Source organism: Sheuella amnicola (assembly GCF_010499255.1).
Classification (GTDB): Bacteria; Pseudomonadota; Gammaproteobacteria; order Burkholderiales; family Burkholderiaceae_B; genus Zwartia; species Zwartia amnicola.
In genome coordinates this window covers 63,638-76,945 of the sequence record NZ_JAAGRN010000004.1, presented here as the reverse complement: position 1 = coordinate 76,945, position 13,308 = coordinate 63,638, and the positions used below count along the sequence as shown (strand labels likewise).

Annotated in this window: 12 protein-coding genes and 3 tRNA genes; 9 read left to right on the top strand and 6 right to left on the bottom strand. The window is 51.7% G+C overall.

The features are described 5' to 3' along the window. Nucleotides 1-84 precede the first annotated feature (84 nt). From miaB to G3I67_RS06865, 9 genes are all read left to right on the top strand, one after another. Nucleotides 85-1,491, top strand: coding sequence for a tRNA (N6-isopentenyl adenosine(37)-C2)-methylthiotransferase MiaB (gene miaB, locus G3I67_RS06905; RefSeq protein WP_163653237.1), 1,407 nt, complete (start codon nucleotides 85-87; stop codon nucleotides 1,489-1,491). Then, nucleotides 1,488-2,516: a PhoH family protein gene (locus tag G3I67_RS06900; protein WP_163653234.1), complete on the top strand. Its 1,029-nt coding sequence runs from the start codon at nucleotides 1,488-1,490 to the stop codon at nucleotides 2,514-2,516. Before miaB ends, G3I67_RS06900 begins: the two co-directional genes overlap by 4 nt. Beyond that, nucleotides 2,488-2,973, top strand: a complete 486-nt coding sequence (gene ybeY, locus G3I67_RS06895) for an rRNA maturation RNase YbeY (RefSeq protein WP_163653232.1) — start codon at nucleotides 2,488-2,490, stop codon at nucleotides 2,971-2,973. Before G3I67_RS06900 ends, ybeY begins: the two co-directional genes overlap by 29 nt. Nucleotides 2,974-3,018: 45 nt before the next feature. Beyond that, on the top strand, nucleotides 3,019-3,915 hold the full coding sequence (locus tag G3I67_RS06890) for a CorC family transporter (protein ID WP_163653229.1): 897 nt from the start codon (nucleotides 3,019-3,021) through the stop codon (nucleotides 3,913-3,915). Between the two features lie 32 nt (nucleotides 3,916-3,947). Then, nucleotides 3,948-5,603 (top strand): apolipoprotein N-acyltransferase, encoded by a 1,656-nt coding sequence (gene lnt / locus G3I67_RS06885; protein WP_311197056.1) that lies wholly within the window; start codon nucleotides 3,948-3,950, stop codon nucleotides 5,601-5,603. Nucleotides 5,604-5,749: 146 nt separating this feature from the next. Next, a tRNA-Ala gene (locus tag G3I67_RS06880) sits at nucleotides 5,750-5,825 on the top strand. Between the two features lie 25 nt (nucleotides 5,826-5,850). Next, nucleotides 5,851-5,926 (top strand) — tRNA-Glu (locus G3I67_RS06875). A 55-nt stretch (nucleotides 5,927-5,981) separates the two neighbouring features. After that, nucleotides 5,982-6,058: transfer RNA gene (locus tag G3I67_RS06870), tRNA-Asp, on the top strand. A 125-nt stretch (nucleotides 6,059-6,183) separates the two neighbouring features. Continuing rightward, on the top strand, nucleotides 6,184-7,386 hold the full coding sequence (locus tag G3I67_RS06865; protein WP_163653214.1) for a porin: 1,203 nt from the start codon (nucleotides 6,184-6,186) through the stop codon (nucleotides 7,384-7,386). A gap of 24 nt (nucleotides 7,387-7,410) precedes the next feature. Here G3I67_RS06865 and G3I67_RS06860 read toward each other — a convergent pair whose 3' ends face one another. The 6 genes from G3I67_RS06860 to G3I67_RS06835 all read right to left on the bottom strand — a co-directional run bounded on the left by G3I67_RS06860 (nucleotide 7,411) and on the right by G3I67_RS06835 (nucleotide 13,252). Further along, on the bottom strand, nucleotides 7,411-8,394 hold the full coding sequence (locus G3I67_RS06860) for a branched-chain amino acid ABC transporter permease (protein ID WP_163653210.1): 984 nt from the start codon (nucleotides 8,392-8,394) through the stop codon (nucleotides 7,411-7,413). A 2-nt stretch (nucleotides 8,395-8,396) separates the two neighbouring features. Then, nucleotides 8,397-9,266 carry a branched-chain amino acid ABC transporter permease gene (locus G3I67_RS06855; protein WP_235931770.1) on the bottom strand — a complete coding sequence of 290 codons (870 nt, stop codon included), beginning with the start codon at nucleotides 9,264-9,266 and terminating at the stop codon, nucleotides 8,397-8,399. A gap of 14 nt (nucleotides 9,267-9,280) precedes the next feature. Next, complete coding sequence (locus tag G3I67_RS06850) at nucleotides 9,281-9,991, bottom strand: ABC transporter ATP-binding protein (RefSeq protein WP_163653204.1); 711 nt, start codon at nucleotides 9,989-9,991, stop codon at nucleotides 9,281-9,283. Continuing rightward, a complete protein-coding gene (locus G3I67_RS06845; protein WP_163653201.1) occupies nucleotides 9,988-10,791 on the bottom strand; it encodes an ABC transporter ATP-binding protein in 804 nt (267 codons plus the stop codon). Before G3I67_RS06845 ends, G3I67_RS06850 begins: the two co-directional genes overlap by 4 nt. 8 nt (nucleotides 10,792-10,799) lie before the next feature. Beyond that, nucleotides 10,800-11,702, bottom strand: a complete 903-nt coding sequence (locus G3I67_RS06840; protein WP_163653198.1) for an NAD(P)-dependent oxidoreductase — start codon at nucleotides 11,700-11,702, stop codon at nucleotides 10,800-10,802. Nucleotides 11,703-11,770: 68 nt separating this feature from the next. Next, nucleotides 11,771-13,252, bottom strand: a complete 1,482-nt coding sequence (locus G3I67_RS06835; RefSeq protein ID WP_163653195.1) for an aldehyde dehydrogenase family protein — start codon at nucleotides 13,250-13,252, stop codon at nucleotides 11,771-11,773. Between the last annotated feature and the right edge of the window lie 56 nt (nucleotides 13,253-13,308).

Here is a 13,308-nt window from a genome sequence, read left to right as displayed (position 1 = left end):
CTTTTTTTTACTGTCTGCAGTTTGTTAAAATGAGGGCTTCTATCTTTTATAGCCCTCGGGATGAACACCCGCATCGGCGCCATCATGCAAAAAAACACCTCTGTCGTTTCCGACAACACGCCCGCTCAACCCAAAAAAGTATTCATACGCACATTTGGCTGCCAGATGAATGAATACGACTCCGACAAGATGCTGGATATGCTTGGACAGGAAAGCGGAGCCATTGTCACCCAGACACCTGAAGAAGCCGACGTCATTCTGTTCAACACTTGCTCGGTACGTGAAAAGGCTCAGGAAAAAGTTTTTTCCGATCTCGGCAGAATCAAGCATCTCAAAAAATTGAATCCCGACCTGGTGATCGGCGTGGGTGGTTGCGTCGCCAGTCAGGAAGGCTCGGCTATCGTGGATCGTGCGCCTTACGTCGATGTGGTGTTTGGTCCCCAGACTCTCCACCGCCTGCCCGAACTGATTGCCCGTCGCAAAGCGGAGGGTCGCTCTCAAGTTGATATCAGTTTTCCGGAAATCGAGAAATTCGACGCCATGCCACCACCTCGAATCGAGGGCCCGACCGCCTTCGTTTCGATCATGGAGGGTTGCAGCAAATACTGCAGTTTCTGCGTGGTCCCCTACACGCGTGGCGAAGAAATCTCTAGACCGTTCGAAGATGTCCTGACTGAAGTGGCTGATCTTGCCGATCAGGGAGTCAAAGAGGTCACGCTGCTCGGACAAAACGTTAACGCCTATCGCGGCAAGATGTCGGATTCGTCCGATATCGCCGACTTTGCTACCTTGCTTGAATACGTTCACGAAATTCCCGGGATTGAACGTATCCGCTACACCACCTCGCACCCTAAGGAAATGACCGCGCGTGTGATCGATGCATATGCCCGTCTTCCCAAACTGGTTTCGTTTCTGCACCTGCCCGTCCAGGCAGGCAGCGATCGCGTACTTGCCAACATGAAACGCGGATACACCGCCCTCGAGTTCAAGTCGGTCGTTCGCAAATTGCGCGCCGCACGCCCCGGATTGACGCTGTCGTCCGACTTCATCGTCGGTTTTCCAGGCGAAACTGAAGAGGACTTCGAAAAAACAATGAAATTAATCGACGACATCGGTTTCGATACGTCTTATTCATTCGTTTATTCGCGCCGACCCGGCACCCCCGCCGCAGACCTGACGGATGACACACCACAAACTGTCAAGCTCGAACGCCTGCAGCGTCTTCAGGCGCGAATCAACGAGCAAGCCTACGCAATCGCAAAAAGCATGGTCGGAACCACGCAACGAATTCTGGTCGAGGGTGTCTCCACCCGTAACTCCGAAGAACTTTGCGGCCGGACGGAAAATAATCGGATCGTCAACTTTGCGGGTCATCCACGACTGATCGGGCAAATGATCGATGTAGTGATCACGGATGCCATGACAAACACGTTTCGAGCCAGGGTCGCCTTGCCTGACACCCTCACCTCGAAGGACCAGGTGTCAGCATGAGTCGTTCGCCCGCAAAAACATCCATTCGTTCGAGACCGGCTCCACTGAAAATCAATCTGGACGGCAACAATCAGCAGCTCGCCAATCTTTGTGGACCGCTGGATGCAAATCTCAGACAAATCGCAGATGGTCTCGATATCGAAATTTCACGTCGAGGCAACCGATTCAGCCTCACCGGAACCAACGCTGAGGCTGCGAGCAAAATGCTGTTCGCTTTTCACGAACTGGCGGGCCAACGCCCATTGTCGGTCGATGATATTCAGCTAGGGCTTGTTGAAGTTGGCGTTGGTCGCAGCCATGCGCCGGCGCCTCAAAACTTCGATCCGACTGCGTTTCCGCCAATTGACGATGAAAGCGGTCAAATCGCTCTGCGCACACGTCGAAGCGACCTGCGCCCGCGCACACCTCGACAGCGCGACTATCTGAACAATATCCTGAAACATGACATCACCTTCGGTGTCGGTCCGGCGGGCACCGGTAAAACATGGCTGGCCGTTGCCTGCGCGATCGATGCCATGGAGCGCGATACCGTACAACGTCTCATTCTGACACGCCCGGCTGTCGAAGCTGGTGAGCGGCTTGGATTTCTACCAGGCGATCTGGCTCAGAAAGTCGACCCTTATCTTCGCCCGCTTTATGATGCACTCTACGATCTGATGGGTTTCGAGCGTGTGCAACGCCTATTCGAAAAACAAACGATCGAAATAGCGCCTCTGGCCTATATGCGCGGACGTACCCTTAATCACGCATTTGTGATTCTGGACGAAGCGCAAAACACGACGCCGGAGCAGATGAAAATGTTCTTGACCCGAATTGGTTTCGGCAGCAAAGCCGTTATTACTGGCGACCCGTCCCAAGTTGATTTACCTAAAGGTCAAAAGAGCGGATTAGCGCATGCGGTCAATATTCTTAACGATGTCAAAGGCATCGCGGTGACCAGATTCACCAGCAAAGATGTAGTTCGTCACCCTCTTGTGGCGCGCATTGTGGACGCTTATGAGCAAGCAGACAAAGACCAAGCCTGATTTATCTCTTTCGGTCCAGTATGGTGTCTCTGACACACGCTTGCCTCGCTGGCGTATTCGTCGCTGGGTGGATGCGGCCATCAAGGCTGCCCATGAAGACGGCTTGATTACGTTCGATCGCGTCAGCCTCGGCGTGCGCCTGGTTGGCCAGGGCGAAGGCCGAAAAATGAACTCGGACTATCGCCAAAAAGATTATGCGACCAATGTGTTGACTTTCGAATACGGCGTAGATCCTGAAGGCTGCGCGACCGGTGATATCGTTTTATGTCTGCCCGTACTTGTTCGCGAAGCGCGCGAACAAGGCAAAACCGTACTCGACCATGCAGCCCATTTAACCATTCATGGCACATTGCACGCGCTTGGTTACGATCACATCAAGGCAAATCAGGCCAAACAAATGGAAGCGATCGAGAAAAATGTGCTTGCCAAAATGAAAATAAGCGACCCCTACGCTTGAAGAAGTGGGTTATCCTAGTATTCATCGAAACTCTGTCCCCGGACAATGTCTGATCCTTACCCTGCTGCCGACTCGACAACCCCGTCGGTCAATCCCAACCGCCCTCGCCATTCCCTTCTTGATCGACTGGTCTCGCTGGTAAGACGAGAGCCCGAAGATCGCGAAGACATCATGGTCGTTCTTGATGCGGCCCGCGAACGCGAATTAATCGACGCTGATGCCTATTCCATGCTCAAAGGCGCGCTTGCCATGTCCGAGCAGACTGCCATGGATGTCATGGTTCCACGCGCGCGAATGGACATGCTGGACGCCAGCGAATCTATCGAAACCCTCTTGCCCCAGATTATCGAAACTGCGCATTCACGCTTTCCGGTCTTTGAAGGTTCGAAGGAAAACATTATCGGTATCGTGATGACCAAGGATCTCCTCGGTCACATGATTAATCCCGATCTGACCTTGCGTGAACTTGTCCGACCGGCCGTATTCATTCCTGAAACAAAGCGACTGAATATTTTGTTGCAGGAGTTTCGCCGTAATCGCAATCATATTGCAGTCGTCATTGACGAGCATGGCGGCATCACCGGAATGGTGACCCTGGAAGATGTTCTTGAGCAAATTGTTGGAGAGATCGAGGACGAATACGATATCGAAGGCGAAAAAACGATTTTTGCCGATGGCAATCATGCGTGGCGCGTCATGGCGACAACCGAAATCGAAGTCTTCAACGAAACGATCAAAACCAGCTTGCCCGAAGGCGAGTATGACACAGTGGGTGGCTGGCTCGCCCATGAACTGGGGCGTATCCCGAAACGTGGCGACACGGTCAAATTCGAAGATTTGCAGGTCGAGGTTTTAAGGGCTGATGCCCGTCGGGCACTTTGGTTGCGTGTTCGACGTCGCCACCTTGCAAATGCATTCAACACGAAAACCCAGGGACGTTAAGCCCGAACGTTTTTCCACACGGACACATTTCTGTGAGTGATGACAGTATTCATTCTGTGCGCATGCGTGCCGCACTGATCGATTTGCGCCAGCCGGTCATGCTTTTTTTTGGTGGGCTGATTCAAGCATTATGCTTTGCCCCGGATCCGCTTCCGGCATGGATCATCAGTCCATTGCAAATCGTTTTGATGGCCTGGCTCGTGCGAAGCATCTGGCTATCCGGCACTGCGCATGCAGCAGCTCTATGCGCATTTTTCTTTGCGCTGGGACAATTTTCGATGGGGCTGTACTGGCTGACGATCAGCATGCACACCTATGGCCATATGCCATTGCCTTTGGCCATCACCGCGCTCTTGGCGATGAGCGCTTATCTGGCGGTGTTTGCGGCCATGGCGGGATGGCTCACCCGAAAAATCGGATTCGCAGCCTGGTCCGACGGTCACGCATCTTCGACCGGACCTTTACTCGCGGCTTTAATCTGGGCGGCGATCTGGACATTATCCGAATGGCTGCGAGGCACCCTATTCACAGGCTTTCCCTGGCTGAACACCGGTTACGCACATGTTGATAGCATCACCTCAGGCTGGGCATCCGTAATCGGACTACATGGCGTGACGTTCGTTTCGGCGTTTACGGCAGCAACCCTTGCCGGCCTGGTCGGTGCAACACACTTCTCGCCACATCATCAACCTCAGCGTGCGCTCGCTGCCCTGATCGCAATCATCCTGATCAGTATCGGATGGACGTTATCGCATATTCAGTGGACCCAGCCATATGGCCCTCCCCTTGTTGCGCGTTTGATTCAAGGCAATGTCGATCAAGGCCTGAAGTTTTCTTCAGAACAAGTGGCAAGCAATATCGAAACACACTTAAAGCTTGCCGCAACACCAGTCCCGCCTGGCGCACCTGAACCGGAAGTCATTTTGCTTCCCGAAACAGCGCTCGCACTATTTCAACATCAAATTTCTCCGACCGTGTGGCAGGCGTGGAGACAACTCGCCGCACGCAACCACAGCACGGTTCTGATGGGTACGGCAATTTTCGACCCTGCCACCCGAAGTTATACAAACAGCGTCATCGGCCTGAATGCCGACACCTCGGTCGAATCTTTATTGAAAGCGCACACACCCCACCGTTATGACAAACAGCATCTTGTTCCTTTTGGCGAATTCATCCCCTGGGGGTTCCGCTGGTTCGTCGATTTAATGGCCATACCTTTAGGCGACTTTACCCAAGGCCGAATCGATCAGCCTCTTTTCGACATCGCAGGGCAACGCATCGCAGCTAATATTTGCTATGAAGATATTTTCGGAGAAGATTTACTGCCTGCGTTGCGCGGTGAACATGGCGCAAGCGTGCTTGCCAACTTCAGTAATCTTGGTTGGTTTGGAAACTCGTTTGCGCTTCGCCAACACTGGCAAATGGCGCGCATGAGATCGATGGAAACGGCTCGCCCGACGCTGCGCTCGACCAACACCGGAACCACCGGAGCGATCGACGAAAAGGGACGCGCACTTGCGGTGCTTCCTTCATACCGTCCCGGCGTACTAGATGTATCGATTCAAGGACAACAAGGCCTGACTATTTTCACGCGCACAGGAAATGCACCCATACTTTTGCTTTGTCTCGGCATTCTGGTGATTGCGCTGTACCTGCACTGTATACGTCATCATAAGAACGATTGCTGACCTACTCCCCTGCAGGCGGATTGCCCCGGATTTGCGGCTTAGGCAATTCCGACTTGCGCGCCTTTAAAAAAACGTGCATAATTCTGCTTCTTCGCTAGACACACTTCTGGCTGTAACCGGGGTGCCAAAAACGAAATTTGTTTTTTGGGGGTATAGCTCAGCTGGGAGAGCGCTTGCATGGCATGCAAGAGGTCAGCGGTTCGATCCCGCTTACCTCCACCAGTCGAAGTGAAGTTGCAGTCGTCCTGTCCCCTTCGTCTAGAGGCCTAGGACATCACCCTTTCACGGTGAGTACAGGGGTTCGAATCCCCTAGGGGACGCCAGGTTTTGAAGCATTGCCACATGGCAGTGTTTAGCAGTAAAGAGTTTTACCGCTGCGGAGCGGTAGTTCAGTTGGTTAGAATACCGGCCTGTCACGCCGGGGGTCGCGGGTTCGAGTCCCGTCCGCTCCGCCACAAAATGCGAAATAACAAATACGCGTTAAACTCAAACGACTCTTCAATTTCTCTGTAGTCCGCCTTATCTCTTTCTCCCCTGGTACTTCTAATACAACTTCATAAAACTGGGTAAGTAATCATTCGTGGCTAGACGTATTTACAAGAATATTGTCTTTTTTTGTGTGTTAGCCCTGTTAACGCAATTTAGCCCGCCTACTTATGCGCAATCCAGCCTAACGCTTTACGGCACGCTTGATGCCGGCTTTGCAATCAGCAAACATTCCTCCACACCAAGCGATCGATACGGACCGGAAACAAGCATTGGGTTAATCAGCGGTGGGCAATCGGGGGATCGATTTGGGCTCAAAGGATCCGAGCAACTCGGTTCAGGCCAAGCTATCAAATTCCAGCTTGAGGACGGCTTTAATCTTGGAAATGCCACGTATGGACAAGGCAGACGCCTTTTTGGCCGCCAGTCCTGGATCGGTTACGAAAATCAATCTGCCGGACTAATACAATTTGGCCGGCAAAATAATATTGCCTCTGACTACATGGGCCAACTTTCCCCATTTACCGGCCAATACGGAAACGCTTCACTTGGGATGTCGTTTGGCACAGCCAGTGCTGAACGCTTAAGCAATTTAATCAAGATTCAAACTACTGAATTAAGTGGTTTTAAATTGGGTATTGGTTACTCTTTTTCCACGGGAATGACCTCCGGCTACGCCAAGAGCGGTGATGTCGTCAGCCTGGATCGCAGCACTTCCGGATACAACTACTCGACAGTAAACAATCTGCGCTCATTCACTTCAGGAATCAAATATTCCGATGGGCCCGTCTATTTGGTTTTGACCTACGATTCTTTTTATCCCAACGCAGCCACCGCCAACAACGATTTCAAAAACGCGAATGCGTGGATACTTGGCGGTGCATATGATTTTGAAATATTCAAATTATCCGGCGCGTACGGTCAGACCAAAAATGGAGCCGTCAATACGCTTCAAAACGTTCTTGGCGTGGTCAGAAACGATACTTTTGACAACACCAACAGCAGCATCATCTTCGATAGTTCATTATCGATAGCATCCTACATGATCGGGATTGCCTCTCCCGTATCATCATATGGACAGGTTTTTGCAGCGTGGCAGATGGCTCAACCATCCGGCGGCATGCAGTCCGGCTCCTTCAGCCCGATAGCAACCCAACGCGTTGTCAGCGCCGGATACACATATCCGTTATCCAAAAGAACCAGCTTTTACAGTTATGCGGGTTATGGCATGAACTCAGCCATGATTGACGGCTTGTTCAGCGCAGTCTTTGCAGTTGGCATGACGCACAAATTCTGATCGTTGTCTCTACATGCGACGCGATTACGTCGCATGCTTATGCCGTCTCTTTTCAAGATATGTGCCGATAATGCCTTTAGGCATAAAGAACATGCAAGCGATGAGAATGCCGCCATATACGGCGCCTGCCAGTGCCTCACTGATATCCGAAGCATAGGTCGGCACAAACTGCAGAAACAGTCCCGCGATCAAAGCTCCCCAAATCGTTCCCAAGCCACCGACTACGATGGCGGCAAGAAAGCTAACGGACAACATCAGGGAATAAGAATCCGGCCCGACAAAACCGATCGAATAATTGAACAATGCTCCACCCACGCCACCCAACATCGATCCAAGGCCGAAAATCAGGACTTTGTAACCATTGACGTTGACCCCCATGGAAGAAGCCGCCAACGGTGCCAGCCTGATCGCAGTCAAGGCTCTGCCCGTGCTGCCGGAGACAAAATTGCGGGCGAGATAAAAACATGCCACCGTAAACATCAACACCAGATAATAAATCCATGCATCACGCGTGATACCCAGCCATTCGGGCGGCTTTGGACGATCAAGAACCAGTCCGGGCATGCCGCCTGTCACCTCCTTGAAATGCTTGATCACTGGCGCAACCGAAACCGCTAGCACAAGGGTGATCAAAGCCAGATAAAGGCCGCGCAAGCGTTGCGCAGGAAAGCCGGCAAGATAACCGACGACAAACGTCACGATTGCGGCCAAAAAAACCGATGTAATGTAATGAACATTGAAATACACCATGCTCATTGCCGCGGTGTAGGCGCCAAGGGCAAAAAACGCATTGTGTCCCAGTGAAATCTGCCCGGCGTATCCTGTAATCAAGTTCAACCCGATCGCAGCGACCGCGTATGCCATCACTCCGCTTAGTTGGAACGACAAATATCCGGGCACGACAAGAGGCAAGACGATCAGAAAAGCGGCAATGACTGCTCCGATTGCCACTTTCTTGGTGAACGACATTTTGTTCGAGTCTGCATGTGTAGTTGTAGGATTCGTCACAATCAGACCCTCGCCGCAACAGTTTTGCCAAACAAGCCTTCAGGCTTGACGATCAATACAGCAACAATCAGCACCAGCGGCACGACAATCTGCAAGTCTGCGCCCAGTCCGGGCAGAAACGCGATGGTGAGCGCCTGGGATATGCCGACAATCATCCCGCCCACGACTACTCCGACATAGCTACTCATTCCACCCACGACTGCCGATGCAAAGCCATAAATGATCACATCGGCCATCAAATTCGGGTCAAGTGAAAGACGCGAGGAAACCAGCGAACCCGAGATCGCGCCAAGACCTGCGGCCATGCCCCAACCCAGAATCATCATTCTGGTGTAGGGAATGCCTACCAATTGGGCCGACTGGGCATTGGAAGCGGCCGCGCGCAAGGCATTGCCCAAGCGGGTCTTTTGAAAAAGTAGATACAGGCCAAACGAAATAGCAACCAGAACCAGTAAAAAGCTGACTAACTCCGCGGAAATACGCACATTGCCAACGAGCCATGTCGTATCCGGAAAAGGACTTGGGGAAGTCTTTTGCATGTATCCCCAAATCGCACCGGTTGCGCTATTGAAGGCGAGAAACAAGCCAAGCGTCACGATGATGATCGTCATTTCGTCCTTGTATTGAACCGGACGCACCAAAACGGCATACACCACAGCGCCGATTAGGGCCGAAATCAGAATAACGATCATGATCGATGGCACGATCGGCACGCCCCACTGCACCAACTGCCAAGACATATATGCGGACAATGTCGCCATTTCACCTTGGGCGAAATTGGCGATATTGGTCGTTCTGTATATCAGCACCAAAGCCAATCCCAATGATGCGTAAACGGCGCCAATGGTCACTCCGTTCAGTACTTGCTGCATTAGATATTGCAATTTCAATCTCCCAGATAGGCAGCGCGTACACCATCATTCGATGCGATTTCGGCCGCGGGACCATGCAATGTGATTTTTCCGGACTCGAGCACGTAGGCGTAATTCGCGATTTCAAGCGCCAAATTCGCGTTTTGCTCGACAATCAGCATCGTCGTGCCCAGCTCGCGATTGATTCTGCCCAGGGTGTCAAACAGTCCATTGATAATCACGGGTGCCAAGCCAAGGGATGGCTCATCAAGCAACAATACGCGGGGACGCAACATTAACGCGCGACCAACCGCAAGCATTTGCTGTTCGCCGCCACTCAGACTGCCGGCTTTCTGATGCCTGCGCTCCAATAAACGAGGAAACAACTCGTACATTTGCTCAAGATCATCGGCAATCTCTTTTTTATTAGTGCGGCGAAACGCACCAACCTTGAGATTCTCCTCGACCGTCAAATCGGTGAACGTGCCGCGCCCTTCGGCTGCGTGCGCCACTCCGGATCGCGCGATCACATCCGAGCGAATGCCATTGGTTTCCTTGCCATCGAGCAACACGCTACCCTGACTTTTAATCAAGCCCGAGATGGCTCTAAGCGTTGTGGTCTTACCTGCGCCATTGGCACCCAACAGCACGGCAACATTGCCTTCGTCAACAGATAAGGAAATCCCGTGCAAGACCTTAATTCTTCCGTACCCGGCTTCCAGATTCTTAACTTCGAGAACTTTCATCTTGGTTTCCCCAAGTAGGCTTCGATCACACGGGGATTGGACTTAATATCTGCGGGCAAACCTTCGGCGATCTTATGACCGAAATCAAGAACCACAATATTGTTTGAAACCTTCATCACCATGCCCATATGGTGCTCAACCAACAGCAGGGTCAAGTTGAAGTCTTCACGAATCTGCACAAGCGTATCGGACAGCTCGTCCACTTCGGAATGGGACAAGCCGCCGGCAGGCTCGTCGAGCATCAATAATTTTGGTTTCGAAGCGAGCGCACGAGCCAGTTCCACCTTTTTAAGCGTGGGGTAAGGCAAATCGTCCACACGAGTATCCTTGAAGCGATCCAGATCGAGCCGCTTCAATAAATCAAAAGCAAAATCACCCAGCTCTTTTTCTTCAACCCTCTTCGATAAAGGCTTGAAAGCAGCCTTCCATAAAGATGTCCTGCCGTAATGATGTCCACCCAGCATGACGTTTTGATGCACAGTCAGGGAAGGTAGCAAAGCCAGATTCTGAAATGTTCTGGCGATGCCAATCGAAACAACATCCTGAGCCTTAACTCGCGTAATGTCCTGCCCCTCGAACGCGACCCGACCCGAAGACGGAGAATACAAACGGCTGATGCAATTAAAACAACTTGTTTTTCCTGCGCCATTGGGCCCGATCAAACCGCAAATCGTTCCTTCTTCCACCCTAAAAGATAAGTTGTTCAACGCAACGATGCCGCCGAAGCGCAGAGACATATCCGATACCTCAAGCTTGGGAACTTTCGCGCTTGATACCGGTTTGACAGTTTCGGGAGGCATACGCTACCTCAAAGGCCGGCACGTTTATAAATCTGGCGGACAATCTCTGTCATATCGGAAGTCGGACCCGAGCTTTCCATTGTTTTGGTCCACATTTCCGATGCCTGACGATTCAATACCGTGTCCACGCCTGTCGATTTAATCAATGACATGGCGATTCCGATATCTTTATTCATCAAGCCAATTGCAAAACCGAAATCCCAAGTCTTGGGTAACACGGCTTTGGGATAAGTCAGATTGGTCGCAAAACTACCGCCACTGGACGTATTAATGATTTGCTGCATGATCTTGGGATCGAGACCGAATTTCTCGCCTGCGGCAAAAATTTCGGCTGTAGCGGCAAGCACGGTTGCACCCAACAGATTGTTCAATGACTTGACTGCATGGCCCGAGCCGATGTCACCAATGCGCAAGACGTTTCCACCTAGTTTGTCCAGCAAGGGTTTGGCGTGATCGAAATCCGCTTGCGTGCCGCCCACCATGATGGCAAGCGTTCCCGCAGCCGCACCTGACGGACCGCCCGAAACGGGAGCATCAATGTAATGGATGCCCTTCTTAGCGCACTGCTTGGCGTTTTCGATCGTATTAGCGGGAGTGGATGAACTCATATCGATAATCATGGCATCAGCGCCGAGTATATCGATTAACCCCGGGCCTTTATCCGAGCCTTTCACCACAGCATCAACGATATTGCTATTCGGAAGCATCATGATGATGGTATCGGCCTTGGAAAGCTCTTTCATATCCGCTACAGCTGAAGCGCAAGCATCCTTGGCAACCTGCTTGGCTCTTTCGTGATCCACATCGTAAACCAGCAGCTCCGCACTGCCTTTCAGGTTTTGAATCATTCGGCTTCCCATCACGCCGATGCCTACAAAACCCACCGTATGGATTTTTTTGTATTTAGTCATGCTGTCTCCCAACCCTTTTTTGATTTTCTTTATTAGTCAAATTGATACTAATCAGTTTGCAACGTGATTTAAAGCCTTGGAAAACCCGCATCTCCAATATTCATCGATATCTGTTTCACGTCGGTAAAGCTATCAAGCATGCCCTCAAGTGAGAACTCCCTGCCCTTTCCGCTTTGCTTGAATCCGCCATAAGAGTGACCCAACTGCTGACCACCACCTTGATTAATCTGCACCCAACCGGCATCCAGTGCATGCGCCATCCGGATAGCCGGTCCACCGGCACGTGACCAGATAAACGCGGCCAGACCGTACTCCGAATCATTCGCACGCTCAACCACATCGCTTTCGTGCTTCCAGGTGGTGACCGACAACACCGGACCAAAAACCTCTTCCCTGGTCATCCGCACTTCGGGAGGAAGGTTCAGAAACACCGTAGGCTGAACAAAATATCCTTCGGACAAAGGCCCGGTTTCAGGCGGCATGCCACCAAGCAACAAAGCATTCGGTTTAGCTTCGATCGCTTCCTGGATGTAACCCTTGACACGCGCGAATTGCTTGGCATTGACCAGGCTGCCGGCATCGTTTTCTTCGTTAAGTGGATCACCCACTTTAAGTTTTTTGAGCTTGCCGATCAGTTTTTCGAGAAAGGCATCGGCGATCGACTCATGTACAAACAACCTGGATCCCGCAGTGCATGACTGGCCTTGACGGCTGAAACGCATCGCAGTGATGACGCCATCCGTCGTGTAGTCCAGATCCACATCGGGAAAGACAACCTGTGCGCTTTTGCCGCCCAACTCAAGCGTGACAGCGGCGACACGCGAGCTTGCCGCGGCCAGAATCGACTTGCCGACCGCAGTCGATCCGGTGAATGAAATTTTGGGCACATCCTTATGCTCGACCAGCGGCGCTCCGCACTCGATACCACTGCCGGTGATCAAGTTCACAACGCCTGGCGGCAAGTGTTCATTACAGAATCTGGCCAGTTCCAACACAGCCAGGGGTGCTTCTTCGGACGCTTTCATCACAATCGTATTGCCTGTCATGATCGCCGGAATGATTTTCAATGCAGCCAGCATTAGTGGCGCGTTCCACGGGACGATCGCACCCACCACGCCAAACGGCTCTCTGCGGGTGTAATCCAGTGTTTGTGAATTCAGATAGCTAGTTGTTCCCTTTATTTCCCTGGCAAGCCCTGCGACATAACGAATAATGTCAACAGTCAGGTTTGCTTCGCCCCTACTTTGTGTTCGCAAGGCATTTCCGTTTTCACTGCTGATTGTCCTTGCCAGATGCTCAACGTTTTGTTCGACGGTGTTCGCAATGGCATGCAGAAGTTTTGCGCGCTCGGGGGCAGACGTCTGCGACCAGGTTTTGAAAGCCTTTTTCGCTGCGGCGACGGCGATATCAACATCGGCCGCCTTGCCGCGCGGGACTCGGGCAAAGATTGTTTTATTCGCAGGATTCTCAACATTGATCCAGTCATTGTCACAACTGTTTACCCACTTGCCATCAATGACCATTTTGAAAGTTTTTACATTCTCACTCATGTTGATTCCTGAAATTAATCTATCCAATCTTTGTTCCGAGTCACTTCAAACAACTT